A 16,279-nucleotide genomic window follows, 5' to 3' on the forward strand; every position below is an offset into this window, starting at 1 on the left:
GTCCTCCTCATTCCTGCGCGGTGATGCCGCCAGGGGCATCCGGCACGTCACCCGGCCACGATCCGAGCCGCTCGAGGTTACGGGCGCCCTGATCCTTGTTCGGATTCAGCAGCACGCCGACGGTGCTGCGCTCGCCGGCCGGCAGGCGAGCCTCCTTCGCCCATCCCGACTCGACCGCCGCTGCGGCGACATCGAAGACGCCGCCCGGTGGCATGGACACCGAGATGTCGATCTGTGCGTTGGGCATGTATCCCTCGCGCACCGACCAGACCGATGCCACAACGAAATCAACAAGCGCCGGCCCGTCCAGGACGGTATAGCCGGGCTGGACCTCCAGATCGATCGAGTAGCCGGTGTTCCCCTTGATGTTCGGCGGCGCACTGCTGGCATCCGTGACCGTGATCCCCGGAATGGAGCCCAGCGAATCCTGCATCTCGGCCAGGGTCTGCCCACCAGAGGGTGCATCGTGCGGAATCGTGTCGCTCGGCCTGTCCGTGCGCGCCGCGCAGCCGACGAATGTCACGATGCTGACCACGACGGTCGCCGCCGCCAGCACCCGCTTAACGCCCATACCGCATCATGTCCTCCAGCCGATACTGCATGTCCGCCCAGATGCTGACATCGGCGATGCCGGCATAAGCGGGGTTCGTGTTGCCGCCGAAGCCCAGGTTAGACAGGATCGTCTCATCGTAGGCGCCGGTCACCTCGAAGACCCCACGGCCGTCCACGTTGCGAAGTCGGAACGCGACTTCCCCGGGATATTCCGGATGCCCGCGCTTGGCGGCGATCACGAAGCCGTCGTCCGTGACCTGCTGTACCGTGATGTCCCCTGAGGTCACCCCGGGGATGCCCATGCCGAACAGCGAGGTCTTGATCGTCTGACCCTCGCCGGTGAGCTGCATGTTGAGCTGCGAGTTGTCGCCCTCGCGCGACGGCAGGAAGACATGCCCGAACTCCTGCTGCAGCATCTGGTTCAGCTGCTCGGTGCTCATGTCGGTCGGTCCCAGGTCGAACTGGTGCGCGTAGCCCAGGTCGTAATCTCCGACGAAGCGGTGATCGGAGCCCGCGTACGGAGTCGGTCCCGGATCATACGCGTCGCCCATGCTCCCCGCCGGGATGCCACCCGGCAGGCCGCCGAGAGGACCGAGCAGCGAGCCGGGCGGGTACTTCTCGAGCAGCTCGCCGAGCAGATCCTCGAGCTTCTGGTGGAACGGGAGGATCGCGCGGTAGAGGTCGGTGGCCAGACGCAGCATCTCCCGCAGCGCCTGCAGCGCGCGGTCGACGTTGGACACGACTTCGGCGATCACCTGGGCGCAGTTGTCGGCGAACTCCTGGATCACCTGCGCCTTCTTGTCGAGCTCCCATGGCCAGCTGCCGAATAGGAAGTCCTTGATGCCGCCGCCGATGGTCGACAGCAGCTCGAAGCCCGCGCACACCAGCGAGCGCATGACCTCGACTGCCCGCACGCACAGCTGCAGCGCCTGGCTCATGACCTTCGACCAGTCGGCGATCGAGTGCGTTGCGCCCGACAGCACGGTGAGCGCGCCTTCGACGACCTTCGCGGTCAGACCTTGCACCTGCCCGCTGATCTGGGTGAGCGCGCGCTGGTACAGCTGAGAGGTCGACTGCACAGAGCCCGCGTAGGTCTCCCAGGCATGCGACGCCTGGTACAGGCCCGCCGGGTCGCCGGCGACCTGCTCCAAGAGCTGCTCCAGGGGACGCACGAACTGCATGAGCTCCGCGGCGAAGCCGTGCAGGCCGCCACCGCAGTCGTCGCTGCCTGCCGACGGCGGCAGCCCGTCGGTCCAGCTGCCGGATGCGAGCGCCCTGGCAGCGCCATCGGCCTCGGGGAGGACGGTCGATCCCACGTCAGCCCTCCGCGGCGATCCGGTCGAGGTCGGCGCGACCGTTCTCGTCGACCGTCTGGAAATCCGCGACCGCCTGCTGGATGCCGTCGCCGGTGCGCTGCGACACGGAGCCGGCGAACGTCGCGGCGCCCTCGACCGCGCCGCCGACGGCGTTGAGCACCGGTGGGATGAACGCGCCGATCGGCCCGAAGGCCTTCGAGGGAACCGCAGAGGTGAGCGTGCCGCGCGCCGCGGCGAGCTGGGACGCCGCCTCGGTCAGAGCCGCGCGCACAGCATCGTACGCATCGCTGTGGACTTCGATCTCGGCCATCCGGCTCCCCCCCGTTCAGCGCATGCCGATCCGGCTGCTCGGCAGGCATGCAGTGTCAAAGATAGGTGCGCCGCTCGGCGATGCCAAGTCGCCCGGCAAGCGGGCCGCGCCATGCGAACCCGGCCGATCAGCCTCGGAGCGCCCCGCCGCGGCTGGGGACGATCTCCTTGCCGAGCGGCATGAGAGAGACCGGCACGAGCTTGAAGTCGGCGATGCCCATCGGGATGCCGATGATCGTGATGCACAGCGCGATGCCCGACAGGATGTGTCCGAGCGCGAGCCACCACCCGGCGAGGATCACCCACACGATGTTGCCCAGGACCGACCCGAGACCGGCCTTGGAGTGATCGACCACCTGACGTCCGAACGGCCACAGCGAGTATCCCGCGATGCGGAATGATGCGATCGCCCAGGGGATGGTGATGATCGGGATGCACAGCACGATGCCGGCCACGATGTAGCCCAGCCACAGCCAGAAACCGGCGAAGATGACCCAGACGATGTTGAGGATCGTGCGCATGCGCTGATTCTCCCATCCCCGTCAGCGGGGACGGCGCACCCGGCGACCCGAGATCGAGCTCGGCGTGAGGCGCAGCGGCAGCGACCTGTCGCCCTCGGCCCACGGGCTGCGCCGCGAGGCGCCGGGCACGGCCGCCAGCTCCTCAGCCGTCATCTTCGAGACAGATCCGCCCAGCAGGACGCTCCAGCCGGAGCCCGCGAGATCATCGTGGTGGTCCACTTCGAAGGCGACCTCAACCGTGCTCGCCGTCAACCGGCTGAGCACGCCTGACGGAGCGGCGCGGATGATGACGTCATCGCCGTCGACGAGGTAGTTGACGGGGATGATCTGCACCCGGGCATCCGCGACGAAGCCGATCCTCCCCACGGTCGTCGCCCTGAGCAGCTCCCGGCACTCCTGCTCGCTCATCTCGGTCATCATCTCGGCACCGTCCTTCCCGCTCGCTCCGAGCGTACCCCGGTGTCGGACGCCCCGAATAGACTCGAAGTGCCATGACCGACGCCCCTCTCATCGTCCCCGCATCCTCCGGCCCCCGCCCTTCCGACGGGCGCGACGAGCTGCTCGCCGGCCTCAACCCGCAGCAGCTCGAGGCCGTGACCCACCGGGGCAGCGCGCTTCTCATCGTCGCCGGCGCGGGGTCGGGCAAGACGAGTGTGCTCACGCGTCGGATCGCCCTGCTGCTGCGCCAGCGCGAGGCGTGGCCGAGCCAGATCCTCGCGATCACCTTCACCAACAAGGCGGCGGCCGAGATGCGCGAGCGCGTCGGCGGTCTCGTGGGCGACGTCGCCCGCGGCATGTGGATCTCGACCTTCCACTCGGCGTGCGTGCGCATCCTGCGGCGTGAGGCCGAGCAGTTCGGCTTCACCAAGTCGTTCACGATCTACGACTCGGGCGACTCCCGCGCGCTGCTGAAGAGACTCGTGAAGGAGCACGACGCGGATGCCTTCGGGCTGACGCCCGGATCGGTGCAGTCGCGCATCTCGAAGCTGAAGAACGAGTTGACGGATGCCGAGGGCTTCGCCCGCCAGGCGAACCTCAGCGACCCCGCTGAGCGCAAGTTCGCCGACATCTTCGCCGACTACCAGCGCGCGCTGCAGAGGGCGAACGCCTTCGACTTCGACGACCTCATCGGCCAGACCGTCTACCTGTTCCGTGCGTTCCCGCACGTCGCAGACGTATATCGCCGTCGTTTCCGGCACATCCTCGTCGATGAGTACCAGGACACGAACCATGCGCAGTACGCGCTGATCCACGAGCTGACGCGCCCTTCGACAGGCTCAGGGACCCAGGGGACAGGCTCAGGGACCCAGGGGACAGGCTCAGGGACCCACTCCGATGGTTTCGAGATGAACGGCATGATGATCTTCGAGCCCGATCCTTCGACAGGCTCAGGAGCCCAGGGGACGGGCTCAGGGACCCAGGATGCCGCTGATGCTGCCGGGGCATCGCTCACGGTGGTCGGCGACTCGGACCAGTCGATCTACGCCTTCCGCGGCGCTGACATCCGCAACATCAGCGAGTTCGAACGCGACTTCCCGGGCGCGAAGGTCGTGCTGCTCGAGCAGAACTACCGGTCGACGCAGAATATCCTCTCCGCCGCGAACGCCGTGATCGGCAACAACTTCGACCGCAAGGCGAAGAACCTGTGGAGCGACCGCGGACCGGGTGAGAAGATCGTGGGCTTCACCGGGTACTCGCAGCACGACGAGGCCCAGTTCGTGGCAGACGAGGTCGAAGCGCTGCGCCGCGCGGGCATCCCGTACTCGGAGATGGCTGTGTTCTACCGCACCAACTCGCAGTCGCGTGCCCTGGAGGAGATCTTCATCCGCGCGGCCGTGCCCTACAAGATCATGGGCGGCACGAAGTTCTACGAGCGCGCCGAGATCAAGGACGCCCTCGCGTACCTCGTCGCCGTGGCGAACCCGGCCGACGAGATGGCGGTCCGTCGCATCCTGAACAAGCCGCGGCGCGGCATCGGCGATGTCACCGAGACCTCGATCGCGCGCTTCGCCGACGAGAACGGACTCAGCTTCCGGGACGCGCTGCGCAATGCCCCGCTCCTGGGCGTGGGGCCGAAGATCCAGGCGGCCATCACGCAGCTCGACGCAGTCCTGAACGAGGCGGCGGAGATCCTCACCCCGTCGTCCGGCGAGGTGCCGCCGGCGACCTCGGTCGCCGAGGGCCTCACGGTGCTGCTGAACGGGAGCGGCTACTTCGACATGCTGCGCGCCAGCCGCGACCCCCAGGATGAGGCGCGACTGGAGAACCTCGACGAGTTCGTCGCCGTTGCGCGCGACTTCGCCCGCAACAACCCCGACGGCGGGATCGCCGACTTCCTCACCGAGGTGGCCCTGGTGTCCGATGCCGATGATCTCGACGATGAGTCGGGCTCGGTCTCGATGATGACCATGCACACCGCCAAGGGACTGGAGTACGACGCGGTGTTCGTGACGGGCGTCGAGGAGGACCTCATCCCGCACCGCATCTCGGCCGGCGAGCCGGGCGGGCCTCAGGAGGAGCGGCGGCTGTTCTACGTCGGCCTCACCCGTGCCCGCAAGCGCCTGCACCTCTCCCTGGCGATGACCCGCGCGCAGTTCGGTGAGGTCTCGGTGGCCATGCCGAGCCGGTTCCTGCAGGAGATCCCCGGCGAGCTCATCGACTGGCGCCAGTCGCCGGGAGACGTGAACTCGCGGGGCGGGATGCAGTCGCGCGCGCTGAACGCGCGCCGGTCGGGCGGTTTCGGCGGCGGGAGTGGGTCCCTGAGCCTGCCGAAGGGCGCACCGAAGCCGCTGCCGAAGGGCGGCGGGCTCAAGCCGCTGTCGACCGCGATGGACCGCTTCCCGAACAAGGTCACCGGCAAGGTTCGCGACAACGGCGACCTCGAGCTCGCCGGCGGCGACCGCATCCGCCACGACGACTTCGGCGAAGGGCGCGTCGAGGCCGTGACCGGCGAGGGCGCGAAGCGCATCGCGCACGTGCGCTTCGATTCGGCGGGCCAGAAGAAGCTGCTCATCAAGATCGCACCCATCACGAAGCTCTGAGGCCCGCAGGGCGCTGTGCTGCCCGTCGGATCGCGCGCCCATCGTGCGGTTAGGCTGACTCGTATGGCTCTCTTCTCTCGCCGCAAGAAGTCCGACGACCAGCCGACCGCCCCGGCAGCACCCGCAGCCGAGGCCGAGGCCGTCGAAGAACCGGCGACCGAGGTGCCGGCCGAGCCGGTTCCGGATGTCAGCATCTCGGTGCAGGCGTTCCGCGGCGTCGGCGCCGACGCCGGCCCCGAGGTGAGTCTGCCGACCGAGGCTCCTGAGGTCGAAAGCCCGGCAGGTCGCCCCCGCTCGACGTCCGGCCAGGGGCTGCCCGGCCAGGGCCTGACCGGCCAGGGCCTGCCCGGCCAGCAGCCTGCCGCCACCGTGCAGGCCGAACCGAAGCTTCCGCTCGCGCCGGCGATGCCGCCCGAGCAGACGCATACGGTCGACGGTCTCAACGACAACATCCTGCTGCGGGAGGCGCTCGCGGAGCTGCAGGAGGGCGCCACCAACGAGCAGCTGCTCGGCGTGATGCGTCAGTCGCTGCAGGGCCATCTCTACCTGCGCGTGCAGGGCGACGCCCGCGAGCAGATCAGCTCCGGCAAGCCGCTCTCGGTGGGTGTGGTCCGCGACGGCGAGCGCTCGTTCATGCTCGCCTACAGCTCTGGCCGCGCCCTGCAGCAGTCCCTCGAGGGTGCCGAGGACGCTGCGGCGACCTCGGCCATCGCCCAGCCGACGACAGCGGTCTACCAGCAGGTGATCGCCGGCGGCTTCAACGGCATCATCATCGACAACTCCTCCGCGCCGCATCGGGCCGTGTTCCCGACCGAGCTGCTGCAGAAGGCCGTCGAGCAGGGCGACGAGAACATGGCTGTGAAGACTGCGCTGGCAGCACCGCGCGACGAGCAGAGCGCCGTGCGTGTGGCTGAGGCGCTCGCCGGCACCCGGTGCTGGGTCGCGGTGAACGACGGCTCGAACGGGCAGCCCGTCGGCATCGCCGAGGCGCACGCCACCGACGGGCGCCGGTTCCTGCAGGTGTTCTCGCACCCGCTGGAGGTCGTGGCGCTCGGTCGCAAGGACCAGCCGCTGCCCTTCCAGCCCGAGCAGCTCGCGAAGGTGCTCGGTGAGCACTCCGGGCTCGCGGGCGTGCTGGTCGACATCGCCGGTCCGTCGATCGCGATCGAGCGCGACCAGCTGAGTGCCGTGCTCGTGCTGGACATCGACATCGACGGCGACTGACTCTCATCGGGCTGGGCTCCGAGCAGGGAGGCCGCAAGCCCCTGTGTTCCACCCCGGGGCACGCCCTAGTGTCGGAGCATGGCCTCTGAACGAGTGAAGCTGACCGTGCAGGATCCCGATGGGGAGCGCGTGGTCGACCTGTCCAGCCCGAACAAGGTGGTCTGGCCGACGGATGACGGCGACGGCATCACCAAGGCCGAATACGCCGACTACGTGCAGCAGGTGTCGCAGGCGTTCCTGACATCCACCGGTCACCGTCCGGTCTCGCTCGAGCGCTTCCGCGACGGCATCCGCGGTGAGCAGTTCTTCTCGAAGAACCCGCCGAAGGGCACCCCTGACTACGTCGAGTCGGTGATGTGCACGTACAACAGCGGGCGCCGTCATCCGCAGCTCGTGCTCACCCGTCCGAGCGCGATCGTGTGGGCGGTGCAGATGAACACAGTCGTGTTCCACCCCTGGGCATCCCTCGCCTCGAACACCGATAACCCGGTCGAGCTGCGCATCGACCTGGACCCGCAGCCGGGCACCGGCATCGAGCAGGCGATCCCGGCCGCCATCGGACTGCGCGAGGTGCTGCGCGAGGCGGGGCTCGACCCGTTCATCAAGACCAGCGGCAACCGTGGCCTGCACGTGTTCAGCCCCATCGTGCCCGAGTGGGAGTTCCTCACCGTGCGCCATGCGGTGATCGCCGCGGGCCGGGAGCTCGAGCGCAGGATGCCCGATCGGGTCACGACCAACTGGTGGAAGGAGGAGCGCGGGGAGCGGATCCTCGTCGACTTCAACCAGGCGAATCGGGACCGCACCATCGCCGGCGCCTACAGCCCGCGTGCCAAGCCCAACGCACCGGTGTCGACGCCGATCCACTGGGAGGAGCTCGAGGACCTCGACCCGAGGCGGTTCACGGTGCGCACCGTGCCCGCCCGGCTCGCCGACATCGGCGACCCGTGGGCGAGGATGCAGGATTCGCCGGCGCGCATCGACACCCTGCTGGCCTGGTGGGAGCGCGATCTCGAGAACGGACTGGGCGAGCTGCCGTTTCCGCCCGAGTTCCCGAAGATGCCCGGCGAGCCGCCGCGTGTCCAGCCGAGCAAGAAGGTCGCCGAGAACTGGGATGAGAACGGCGAGCGCGTCGACGACTGAGCACTGCCGGCGACCGGCCTACTCGAGCACATCCGCCAGGTCGTACCCCGCGACGGTCTCGAGCTGCTCGTACGTGCACGAGCGGGCGTCGCGGTCGGGGCGCCAGCGATCGAACTGCACGGTGTGCCGGAACCGGTCGCCCTCGAGCTGGTCGTAGCGCACCTCGAGCACGAGCTCGGGACGCAGCCGAACGAACGTCATGTCCTTCGCCCCGGTGAACCGCGAGCGCTCGCTCTCACCGGTCACCGCGTCACCAGCCTCGTCGCGCACGACCAGCGGGGCGAGCTCATCGACGAGCTTTCGGCGCATGGCATCCGTCCAGGCGGCGACGCCGCCGACCTGATGCAGCGAGCCGGCTTCGTCGTACAGTCCGACCAGCAGCGAACCGACGCCCGACCCGCTTTTGTGCACCCGGTATCCGAGGGCGACGACGTCGGCGCTGCGCGCGTGCTTGATCTTGATCAGGGTGCGCTTGCCTGGCGCGTACGGATCGTCGAGCGGCTTCGCGACGACGCCGTCCAAGCCTGCGCCCTCGAACTCCGCCAGCCAGCTACGGGCGAGGTCGGGATCGTCCGTCGTGCGGGTCAGGTGCAGCGGATGCGGGGCTACCGACAGCATCCGCTCGAGCCGCGCCCGCCGTTCGCGGAACGGATGCTGCTGCAGATCCTCCTCGCCCTCGGCGAGGAGGTCGAAGGCGATGAACATGGCCGGGGTCTCGGCGGCCAGCTTCGCGACCCGCGAGGCGGCCGGATGGATGCGCTGGCTGAGCGCCTCCCAGTCGAGCCGCTGCGCCCCTGCGGGCCCGGTCGCGACGACGATCTCGCCGTCGAGCAGACAGGGGCCGGGCAGGATGCCGGCGAGCTGCTCGACCAGCTCGGGGAAGTAGCGCGTGAGCGGCTTGGCTCCGCGCGAGCCGATCTCGAGCGTCTCGCCGTCCCAGGCGACGAGCCCGCGGAAGCCGTCCCACTTCGGTTCGTACAGCATCGGCTTCTTCGCCGAGTCGGGGATGGATGCCGCAGCCTTGGCGAGCATCGGAGCAGGGATGTCGTACATGTGCCGGTCCTCCCGGGTCGGATCCGACGAGTATGGCACGGGCAGGACGGGCGACAGCGGGCCTTGCGGATGAGACAATGGATGTGATGAACGAAGTACAGGGTCCGACCCCCGCAGGAACCTCCCGTCCGTACCGATCCCTCGCGGAGGCGCTGCGCGCCCACCGGCTGCCGCCTGAGAATCACGAGTTCATCGCCGCGGTGACCGACGCCGTCGGTATCAGCAGCTACATCGATCGCGGCAGGTACATCGAGGCGATCCGTCGCACCCCCGAAGCACCGCTGCACATCGGCCGCACCTATATCAACGGCTTCGCCGAAGACGAGCAGGTGAGCGTGGGCGGGCGCGTGCTGCCGCTGCTGCCCAGCGAGGGACGCGCGCCGTACTTCTACGTGAACCAGCCCAGCGGGCTGCCGAGCATTTCGGCCGGGAAGCGTCCGGCATCCGGTGTGCGCAAGCCTGCCGCATCCCGCCCCGCTCCCGAGCCGCGGGCGCCGAAGGCGACCAACCTCAGCGAACGCGACTACGGCGTGTGCGACGTGTGCTTCATGGTGAAGAACGCCGCAGGCAAGTGCGGCTGCGACGAATGACGCAGGCTGCCGGTCAGGACAGCTGAGCCTGCACCCGGCGTGAGATCTCGGCGACCGGCATCGACCGCGGGAACACGGCGACCACGACATCGTCGTCTGCCGGTGTGACCGCCTCGGGCAGCACGCCGTACCGGCGGCGCACGTCGTCGAGCGCCTCCTGCAGCACGGTCAGCGGCACGCGGCGTCCACGCAGCAGCTGGCGCAGCACGTGGTTGTGCACGGCGGTGATGAGTGCCGAGAAACCGACGGCGTCGATCGGCGCGATGCCCGGCAGCGAATCTCGCAGGTACTCGTCGAACAGCCGCTCGTACCGGAAAACCGTGACGATCTCGCGATCGCGCAGCACCGGCACCTCGCGGACGATCTCATACCGCCGGCGGGCGAGCTCAGGATCGCGGGCGAAGTGCGTGAACACGCGCTCCGACGCCTCGCAGACCGCCGCCCACGGGTCGTCGTGCGGCTCGGCCAGGAACTGCCGCAGTTCACCGAGCAGCGCCTCGTGGTCGATGAACACGACGTCCTCCTTGCCGCCGAACTGGCGGAAGAAGGTCGACCGCGAGACACCCGCGGCCTTCGCGATCTGCTCGACGGAGGTCTGATCGAAGCCCTGGGCGCTGAAGAGTTCGAGGGCCGCGGCGACCACGCCGGTGCTCAGATCTGCGGATTCGTGCATGTCGAAAGCCTAGACCGCGGGTGAGCGCTTCGCGGCTCGGCACGGGATGCATCAACCGGCGTTCGCATGGTCGATCGGGGCATCACAGGCCGGCGTCGGAACTCGAATAGCATTGTCGCCGAAGGGCGGGACGCAAGGGCATCCCGTAGGGGCCGCGGTCGCGCTCCGCGGAGGCGGGCAGCCGCGACACGCACCGCTGAATGCGATCTGTGCGGACGCGGACCCGAATGGTCGCGGGTGTGTCGTCTAGGCGTGGCTGCCGGGAGAGCGGACACCGCTGACACGGTTCCAGACCTCTACACGGTGGGCGAAGTCGGCCAGCGCTTTCCCCTCATCGGCGAATGTGCGAAGCGAACCGCGGATCGTCTGCGCACGTTCATCCTGGATCCATGTCTCGCATCCGTTCCTGCCGAAGGCCAGGACGACGACATTCGCCTTTCCGCGCGGATCGTCGAAGAGGCAGTAGCCCGAGTGTCCGCGAGCGCGGAGGTCGGCGAGGACGCTGTCTCGATTCATGCAGGCACTCCGGGGACGGAAAGTTCGCGGACCAGGCCGAGCCGCACGTAGAACGAGAGGGGCAGCGGCAGCGCGAGTTGGAACGCCCCGCCCGGCTCACCGAAAGCGGGAGCCACACGACCGCCGTAGATCGGGGCGTCCCAGCGGTAGTAGCCGATCTCCACCAGGTCGTCCAGGTCGCGTCGGAGGACGGCGTCCTCGGAGCGCTCGTATGCCGCGCGGATATGGACGCAGTCGCCGACGACGAGGAACTGGTGGTACGCCGCCGGGTTCTCGACCCACGGCAGGGAGCGTTCGGGGTAGGCGGCCGGTCGGCCGTTCTCGACGAGGTACACGTAGCGGGTGGTGATCGGTCCGTACATGTCCCACACCTCTGCGCCGCGGGGGAGCGGCTCGCGATCGAGCGCGACGCCGTCGGGGCCGATCCACAGCTCCGTCATGCCCGCCCCTCGGTCCGGCGGCAGGCAGTGGAGTCCGCGGCCTTGTGGGCGCGCGCCATGCGGAGGAACTGGTCCAGCGCCTCGGTCTCCGACGCGAAGCGCGAGGGGCCGTAGAACCGGTCCCCGCGCTCATCGGTGTCCCACACGATCCAGTCGTCCCCATCGCGATCGATCCACGCCGAGCGTTCGCGGCGGCCGGTGCGGCCGTACCAGTTGGCGGTCGCGGTGAGCTTCTCCTCCTGGATGATGTGCTGCGCCTCAGCAGCGGTGAGGTGGTTCATACGGTCTCCTTCCGCAGGCCTCGCATGGCGGCCGGCAGCTCGTGGCTGACTCGGGAATCGTGCACGACCGCACGCCGACGGCAGTGAGGTCGGTCACGTCGTCTCCTTCAGCACGCCCAGCAGGAGGAGGTGCTCCACGGAGAGCGGGAGCTGGGCCTGCACGCCGCCGCCTGTCGAGCCGAAGCCCGGGGCGATGTCGCCTCGATATCCTTGCGAGCCGAGGTACTCAGGTTTGAAGCCGGCGGCCGCCAGGTCGTCCCTCACCTGCTGCGGTGCACCGTCGTATGCCGCGCGCAGGTCGGACATGTCGCCCATGACCTCGTAGCGGTGGTAGTGGGCCGGGTTCTCCACATACGGCAGGGAGCGCTGATCGTACGTGTACGGGCCGCTCTCGGGCACCGGAGAGGTGTACCGGCCGTCGGCGGGACCGTAGCGGTCGAGGACATCCCCGACCTGTGGAGTGTGCGGCTGCCGGATCGGATCCCCGCCCGCGTCCAGCACGTATCCTCCGCCGGGAACCTGGCTCCAGTCGATGCTCCCGTCGGGCTGGAGCACCTCCGGCCCCTTCGGGATCTGCACGTCGGGTGGGAGCGTGCCGCTGTTCGCGAAGTCGTCGGCGTAGTCCGGATAGTTGCGGTCGAGGTACGTCTGGATCTGCTCGTCCGTGAGCGTGCTCTGGTCGCGCACACTGGGGCCGCCAGGGCCGGAGCGGTCGGGGCCGTCGGGCGACGACCCGCCGGGGGAGCTGCCATCGGGGCCGTGCGGAGCGCCAGGGCTGTGCGGGGCTCCGGGGCCGGACGGGCCGTGCCCACCACCCGGGCCGCGCGAGAAGAGATCGCCCAGTCGCTGGAACAGTGACTTGAGCTCGTCGAGATGCTTCGTGAGGGCCGTCACGGCATCCACGAGCTTGAGCACGGTGCCGGAGATCCGGGCGGTCATGGCCGAGACGCGGCTAGTGGCCTGTGCGATGACGTACGGGGTGGCGGTGCCCAGCGACACGACGAGCGTGCTCGCATAGGAGATGAGGGATCCGACCAGCTGCGAGAGCGTGTCGCGGACCAGCTCGTGCACGATCTGCACGAGCATGGACGCGGTCTCCATGCCCGTCTTCATCCCGCCGGCCCAGGCAGCGGCCGCGGAGATGTGGGCGGCGACGTCGGACTGCAGTCGGAGATACGCGGCGATGGCTTCGCCCGACATGGAACTGACGTCGGCCAACCGGGCGTCGAGGAGCTGGCCCGCCTGCTGCAGCTGCTGCGCGATGTTGCCCCAGGTCGCCGCGAAGCCTGCCACCTCGCCCGCATCGCCCGTCAGGTCATTGAGCCAGCCCTTGAGCGGCTCGAGGTGGTCCATCAGCCACCCCAAACCGGCGGCGATCAGTGAGCCGAGCGGATCCAAGGCCGTGGCCACGGTGTTCGCGAGTGCGGAGAACGACGAGAGTCCTCCGGAGACCCAATCGCCGCTCTCGATCGCGTTGACGAGGTCGTAGCCGTCCTCGAGGAGACCAGCTCCGCTGAACGGCGTCGTCGGATCGATCGGGCCCGCCACCAACGGGTTCGGAGGAGTCATCGGCGAGCGCCCTCCACGGACGAGAGCAGCCCTCGGATCGTGTCGAGCTGGCGCTGCTCTCCTTCATCGAAGTCGTCCGCCAGGCCACGGAGCTGCTCCTCGGACTCCTCCAGCATCGTTGCGGCCGCGGTGATGGCGCCCGCAGCGATCGATGAGACGAGCTGCGCCGGGGGGACGAGGAAGGCGCACATCACGCCGAAGGCGCCGCCGCCGACGTTCATCGAGCCAGCGGCGTTCTCGGCAAGCCGGATATCCGATGCGATCTGCGCGACGCGCTGCGCGTGCTGGCGGACGGTCTCGGTGTCGACGGCGATCAGCTCGGCCATCAGCGGTACTCGATCTGAGGTCGGCCGTCCTGGCTCGGATCGGGAAGTTCGGCGATCTCGTCACGCAGATGCGCGACGGCAGCGTCCTCCGCGCCGAACGCCTCCGCCGCGATCTCGACCGCCCGCGCGCCCGCTGCCTTCTGCGCCGTGGCGGCGAGGGCGACGATGAGGGCACCGAGGGCGGCGGGAGTGCGCTGCAGCGCGGCATCGGTCAGCGCGACGTCGGCGAGGCGACCGGAGGCGTCCACTGTCACGGTGACGTCGCGCCCCGGAGAGGCCGCCTGCTCGCGCACGCCGGCGATGTCGTCGCGCACCTGCGCGGCCTGTGCGGCGCGGCGCTCCGCATCCCTCACCTGCTGCTCGATGCGCGCGCGAGTCGCCACCGGATCCGACCAGTCGAAGGTGTCCGTCATCTCGTCCCCCTGCCTCGACGCTCATGAATCGTACCGGAGGCGTCGGCTCGTGGGGCCGACGGTGTCGGGCCGTTCAGAGGGCGGTAGTAGGCTGGGGCACTGGTCGATGTCTCGACATCGAGAGAATCACCAGACCAGACAGCAGCCCAGTGAAGGAACCACAGTGGATCTGTACGAGTACCAGGCACGAGACGTTTTCGAGAAGTACGGAGTGCCGGTCCTCGCCGGCATCGTCGCCGACACCCCTGAGGAGGTGAAGGCGGCCGCCGAGAAGATCGGCGGTGTCGTGGTCGTCAAGGCACAGGTCAAGACCGGTGGCCGCGGCAAGGCCGGCGGTGTCAAGGTCGCCAAGACCCCCGACGAGGCATACGAGGCCGCGAAGGCCATCCTCGGTCTCGACATCAAGGGCCACGTCGTCAAGCGCGTCATGGTCGCGCAGGGCGCACGCATCGCGGAGGAGTTCTACTTCTCGGTGCTGCTCGACCGCGCCAACCGCTCGTACCTGTCGCTGTGCAGCGTCGAGGGCGGCATGGAGATCGAGCAGCTCGCCGTCGAGAAGCCCGAGGCTCTCGCACGCGTCGAGGTCAACCCGCTGACCGGCATCGACAAGGCGAAGGCCGTCGAGATCGCCCAGGCCGCCAACTTCCCCGAAGAGCTCGTCGAGAAGGTTGCCGACGTCTTCGTCAAGCTCTACGACGTCTACAAGGGCGAGGACGCCACGCTCGTCGAGGTCAACCCGCTGGTGCGCACCGAAGACGGCGACATCATCGCCCTCGACGGCAAGGTGACCCTCGACGACAACGCGTCCGAGATCCGGCACCCCGAGCACGAGGCCCTCGCCGACAAGGACTCCGAGAACCCCCTCGAGGCGAAGGCCAAGGCATCCGGCCTCAACTACGTCAAGCTCGACGGACAGGTCGGCATCATCGGCAACGGCGCGGGTCTGGTCATGTCGACCCTCGACGTCGTCGCATACGCCGGTGAGAAGCACGGCGGAGTGAAGCCGGCGAACTTCCTCGACATCGGCGGCGGCGCATCCGCCACCGTCATGGCCGCAGGACTCGACGTCATCCTCGGCGACGAGCAGGTCAAGAGCGTGTTCGTGAACGTCTTCGGCGGCATCACGTCCTGCGTCGCGGTCGCCGAGGGCATCGTGAAGGCCCTCGAGATCCTCGGCGACGCGGCCACCAAGCCGCTCGTCGTGCGTCTCGACGGCAACCAGGTCGAAGAGGGGCGCGAGATCCTCGCCGCCGCCAACCACCCGCTGGTCACCCTCGCCGCCACCATGGACGAGGGCGCCGACAAGGCCGCCGAGCTGGCGAACGCCTGACCCTTCGACGGGCTCAGGGACCGGATTTAAGGAACAGACATGTCGATCTTCATCAACAAGGACTCCAAGGTCATCGTCCAGGGCATCACCGGCGGCGAGGGCACCAAGCACACCGCACTGATGCTCAAGGCGGGCACGAACGTCGTGGGCGGTGTGAACGCCCGCAAGGCCGGCACGACCGTCGCGCACACCGACAAGGACGGCAACGCCGTCGAGCTTCCCGTCTTCGGCTCGGTCGCCGAGGCCATGGAGAAGACCGGTGCCGACGTCTCGATCGCCTTCGTGCCCGGCGCCTTCACCAAGGACGCCATGGTCGAGGCCATCGACGCCGAGATCCCGCTGCTCGTCGTCATCACCGAGGGCGTGCCCGTCGGCGACAGCGCCGAGGCCTGGGCGTACGCGACCGAGAAGGGCAACAAGACCCGCATCATCGGCCCGAACTGCCCCGGCATCATCACCCCCGACGAGGCGCTGGTCGGCATCACCCCGGCGAACATCACCGGCAAGGGCCCGATCGGTCTCGTCTCGAAGTCGGGCACGCTGACCTACCAGATGATGTTCGAGCTGCGGGACCTGGGCTTCTCGACCGCCATCGGCATCGGCGGCGACCCGGTCATCGGCACCACGCACATCGACGCGCTCGCCGCGTTCGAGGCAGACCCCGAGACCAAGGCCATCGTCATGATCGGCGAGATCGGCGGCGACGCCGAGGAGCGCGCGGCCGACTACATCAAGGCCAACGTCACCAAGCCCGTCGTGGGCTATGTCGCCGGCTTCACCGCCCCCGAAGGCAAGACCATGGGCCACGCCGGCGCCATCGTCTCGGGCTCGGCCGGAACCGCTCAGGCCAAGAAGGAGGCCCTCGAGGCCGCCGGCGTCAAGGTGGGCAAGACACCCTCCGAGGCCGCCGACCTGATGCGCGCCATCGTCGAGGGTCTCTGATCTGAGCTAGACTCGTACACGAAGGCCCCGGGCTCCACCCCGG

18 protein-coding genes are annotated in these 16,279 nt (G+C 68.8%); 6 read left to right on the forward strand and 12 right to left on the reverse strand.

All coding sequences use genetic code 11. The features are described 5' to 3' along the window. Positions 1-7: 7 nt before the first annotated feature. The 5 genes from ACIPV2_RS02120 to ACIPV2_RS02140 form a co-directional block, all read right to left on the reverse strand. On the reverse strand, positions 8-535 hold the full coding sequence (locus ACIPV2_RS02120; RefSeq protein WP_400837834.1) for a hypothetical protein: 528 nt from the start codon (positions 533-535) through the stop codon (positions 8-10). A gap of 25 nt (positions 536-560) precedes the next feature. Continuing rightward, positions 561-1,868 (reverse strand): hypothetical protein, encoded by a 1,308-nt coding sequence (locus ACIPV2_RS02125; protein WP_400837837.1) that lies wholly within the window; start codon positions 1,866-1,868, stop codon positions 561-563. Position 1,869: 1 nt separating this feature from the next. Next, complete coding sequence (locus ACIPV2_RS02130; protein ID WP_400837839.1) at positions 1,870-2,178, reverse strand: hypothetical protein; 309 nt, start codon at positions 2,176-2,178, stop codon at positions 1,870-1,872. A gap of 127 nt (positions 2,179-2,305) precedes the next feature. After that, the gene (locus tag ACIPV2_RS02135) at positions 2,306-2,698 is read right to left on the reverse strand and encodes a YccF domain-containing protein (RefSeq protein ID WP_400837842.1); all 393 of its coding nucleotides are present in this window, start codon (positions 2,696-2,698) and stop codon (positions 2,306-2,308) included. 21 nt (positions 2,699-2,719) lie between these two features. Next, positions 2,720-3,118, reverse strand: coding sequence for a pyridoxamine 5'-phosphate oxidase family protein (locus ACIPV2_RS02140; RefSeq protein ID WP_400837844.1), 399 nt, complete (start codon positions 3,116-3,118; stop codon positions 2,720-2,722). A 71-nt stretch (positions 3,119-3,189) separates the two neighbouring features. Between ACIPV2_RS02140 and ACIPV2_RS02145 the strand changes: the two genes are divergently transcribed. From ACIPV2_RS02145 to ligD, 3 genes are all read left to right on the forward strand, one after another. Further along, entirely contained in the window at positions 3,190-5,739 is a 2,550-nt protein-coding gene (locus ACIPV2_RS02145; RefSeq protein ID WP_400837847.1) for an ATP-dependent helicase, read from the forward strand. Positions 5,740-5,802: 63 nt separating this feature from the next. Then, positions 5,803-6,963 (forward strand): SseB family protein, encoded by a 1,161-nt coding sequence (locus tag ACIPV2_RS02150; protein ID WP_400837850.1) that lies wholly within the window; start codon positions 5,803-5,805, stop codon positions 6,961-6,963. A 78-nt stretch (positions 6,964-7,041) separates the two neighbouring features. After that, positions 7,042-8,103 carry a non-homologous end-joining DNA ligase gene (gene ligD / locus ACIPV2_RS02155; protein ID WP_400837853.1) on the forward strand — a complete coding sequence of 354 codons (1,062 nt, stop codon included), beginning with the start codon at positions 7,042-7,044 and terminating at the stop codon, positions 8,101-8,103. An 18-nt stretch (positions 8,104-8,121) separates the two neighbouring features. Here ligD and ACIPV2_RS02160 read toward each other — a convergent pair whose 3' ends face one another. Continuing rightward, positions 8,122-9,156, reverse strand: a complete 1,035-nt coding sequence (locus tag ACIPV2_RS02160; RefSeq protein WP_400837855.1) for an ATP-dependent DNA ligase — start codon at positions 9,154-9,156, stop codon at positions 8,122-8,124. Between the two features lie 86 nt (positions 9,157-9,242). Between ACIPV2_RS02160 and ACIPV2_RS02165 the strand changes: the two genes are divergently transcribed. Then, on the forward strand, positions 9,243-9,746 hold the full coding sequence (locus ACIPV2_RS02165) for a hypothetical protein (protein WP_400837858.1): 504 nt from the start codon (positions 9,243-9,245) through the stop codon (positions 9,744-9,746). Positions 9,747-9,759: 13 nt separating this feature from the next. On the opposite strand, the gene ACIPV2_RS02170 is transcribed toward ACIPV2_RS02165, so the two are convergent. The 6 genes from ACIPV2_RS02170 to ACIPV2_RS02195 all read right to left on the reverse strand — a co-directional run bounded on the left by ACIPV2_RS02170 (position 9,760) and on the right by ACIPV2_RS02195 (position 13,964). Continuing rightward, positions 9,760-10,419, reverse strand: a complete 660-nt coding sequence (locus ACIPV2_RS02170) for a TetR family transcriptional regulator (RefSeq protein ID WP_400837861.1) — start codon at positions 10,417-10,419, stop codon at positions 9,760-9,762. A gap of 512 nt (positions 10,420-10,931) precedes the next feature. Next, positions 10,932-11,375: a hypothetical protein gene (locus ACIPV2_RS02175; RefSeq protein WP_400837864.1), complete on the reverse strand. Its 444-nt coding sequence runs from the start codon at positions 11,373-11,375 to the stop codon at positions 10,932-10,934. Next, positions 11,372-11,656 (reverse strand): hypothetical protein, encoded by a 285-nt coding sequence (locus tag ACIPV2_RS02180; RefSeq protein WP_400837867.1) that lies wholly within the window; start codon positions 11,654-11,656, stop codon positions 11,372-11,374. Before ACIPV2_RS02180 ends, ACIPV2_RS02175 begins: the two co-directional genes overlap by 4 nt. 93 nt (positions 11,657-11,749) lie before the next feature. After that, the gene (locus tag ACIPV2_RS02185; protein WP_400837869.1) at positions 11,750-13,225 is read right to left on the reverse strand and encodes a TNT domain-containing protein; all 1,476 of its coding nucleotides are present in this window, start codon (positions 13,223-13,225) and stop codon (positions 11,750-11,752) included. Further along, the gene (locus tag ACIPV2_RS02190; RefSeq protein ID WP_400837872.1) at positions 13,222-13,551 is read right to left on the reverse strand and encodes a type VII secretion target; all 330 of its coding nucleotides are present in this window, start codon (positions 13,549-13,551) and stop codon (positions 13,222-13,224) included. Before ACIPV2_RS02190 ends, ACIPV2_RS02185 begins: the two co-directional genes overlap by 4 nt. Beyond that, positions 13,551-13,964: a YbaB/EbfC family nucleoid-associated protein gene (locus tag ACIPV2_RS02195; RefSeq protein WP_400837875.1), complete on the reverse strand. Its 414-nt coding sequence runs from the start codon at positions 13,962-13,964 to the stop codon at positions 13,551-13,553. The genes ACIPV2_RS02190 and ACIPV2_RS02195 overlap by 1 nt, the downstream gene beginning before the upstream one ends. Before the next feature lie 163 nt (positions 13,965-14,127). Between ACIPV2_RS02195 and sucC the strand changes: the two genes are divergently transcribed. Together sucC and sucD are read left to right on the forward strand one after the other, a co-directional pair. Continuing rightward, positions 14,128-15,294, forward strand: coding sequence for an ADP-forming succinate--CoA ligase subunit beta (gene sucC, locus ACIPV2_RS02200; protein WP_400837878.1), 1,167 nt, complete (start codon positions 14,128-14,130; stop codon positions 15,292-15,294). Positions 15,295-15,333: 39 nt separating this feature from the next. After that, positions 15,334-16,236, forward strand: a complete 903-nt coding sequence (gene sucD, locus ACIPV2_RS02205) for a succinate--CoA ligase subunit alpha (RefSeq protein WP_400837880.1) — start codon at positions 15,334-15,336, stop codon at positions 16,234-16,236. The last annotated feature ends 43 nt before the right edge of the window (positions 16,237-16,279 follow it).

The sequence above is a fragment of the Microbacterium sp. NPDC089987 genome (genome assembly GCF_044748505.1).
Taxonomy (GTDB): domain Bacteria; phylum Actinomycetota; class Actinomycetes; order Actinomycetales; family Microbacteriaceae; genus Microbacterium.

Excerpts from the sequence above, each read along its gene's own strand:
- ACIPV2_RS02135 (WP_400837842.1), bottom strand. The coding sequence starts at position 2,698 with ATGCGCACGATCCTCAACATCGTCTGGGTCATCTTCGCCGGTTTCTGG.
- ACIPV2_RS02175 (WP_400837864.1), bottom strand. The coding sequence starts at position 11,375 with ATGACGGAGCTGTGGATCGGCCCCGACGGCGTCGCGCTCGATCGCGAG.
- ACIPV2_RS02150 (WP_400837850.1), top strand. The coding sequence starts at position 5,803 with ATGGCTCTCTTCTCTCGCCGCAAGAAGTCCGACGACCAGCCGACCGCC.
- ACIPV2_RS02160 (WP_400837855.1), bottom strand. The coding sequence starts at position 9,156 with ATGTACGACATCCCTGCTCCGATGCTCGCCAAGGCTGCGGCATCCATC.
- ACIPV2_RS02165 (WP_400837858.1), top strand. The coding sequence starts at position 9,243 with ATGAACGAAGTACAGGGTCCGACCCCCGCAGGAACCTCCCGTCCGTAC.
- ACIPV2_RS02185 (WP_400837869.1), bottom strand. The coding sequence starts at position 13,225 with ATGACTCCTCCGAACCCGTTGGTGGCGGGCCCGATCGATCCGACGACG.
- ligD (WP_400837853.1), top strand. The coding sequence starts at position 7,042 with ATGGCCTCTGAACGAGTGAAGCTGACCGTGCAGGATCCCGATGGGGAG.
- sucD (WP_400837880.1), top strand. The coding sequence starts at position 15,334 with ATGTCGATCTTCATCAACAAGGACTCCAAGGTCATCGTCCAGGGCATC.
- ACIPV2_RS02145 (WP_400837847.1), top strand. The coding sequence starts at position 3,190 with ATGACCGACGCCCCTCTCATCGTCCCCGCATCCTCCGGCCCCCGCCCT.
- ACIPV2_RS02170 (WP_400837861.1), bottom strand. The coding sequence starts at position 10,419 with ATGCACGAATCCGCAGATCTGAGCACCGGCGTGGTCGCCGCGGCCCTC.
- ACIPV2_RS02195 (WP_400837875.1), bottom strand. The coding sequence starts at position 13,964 with ATGACGGACACCTTCGACTGGTCGGATCCGGTGGCGACTCGCGCGCGC.
- ACIPV2_RS02130 (WP_400837839.1), bottom strand. The coding sequence starts at position 2,178 with ATGGCCGAGATCGAAGTCCACAGCGATGCGTACGATGCTGTGCGCGCG.
- ACIPV2_RS02190 (WP_400837872.1), bottom strand. The coding sequence starts at position 13,551 with ATGGCCGAGCTGATCGCCGTCGACACCGAGACCGTCCGCCAGCACGCG.
- ACIPV2_RS02180 (WP_400837867.1), bottom strand. The coding sequence starts at position 11,656 with ATGAACCACCTCACCGCTGCTGAGGCGCAGCACATCATCCAGGAGGAG.
- ACIPV2_RS02140 (WP_400837844.1), bottom strand. The coding sequence starts at position 3,118 with ATGATGACCGAGATGAGCGAGCAGGAGTGCCGGGAGCTGCTCAGGGCG.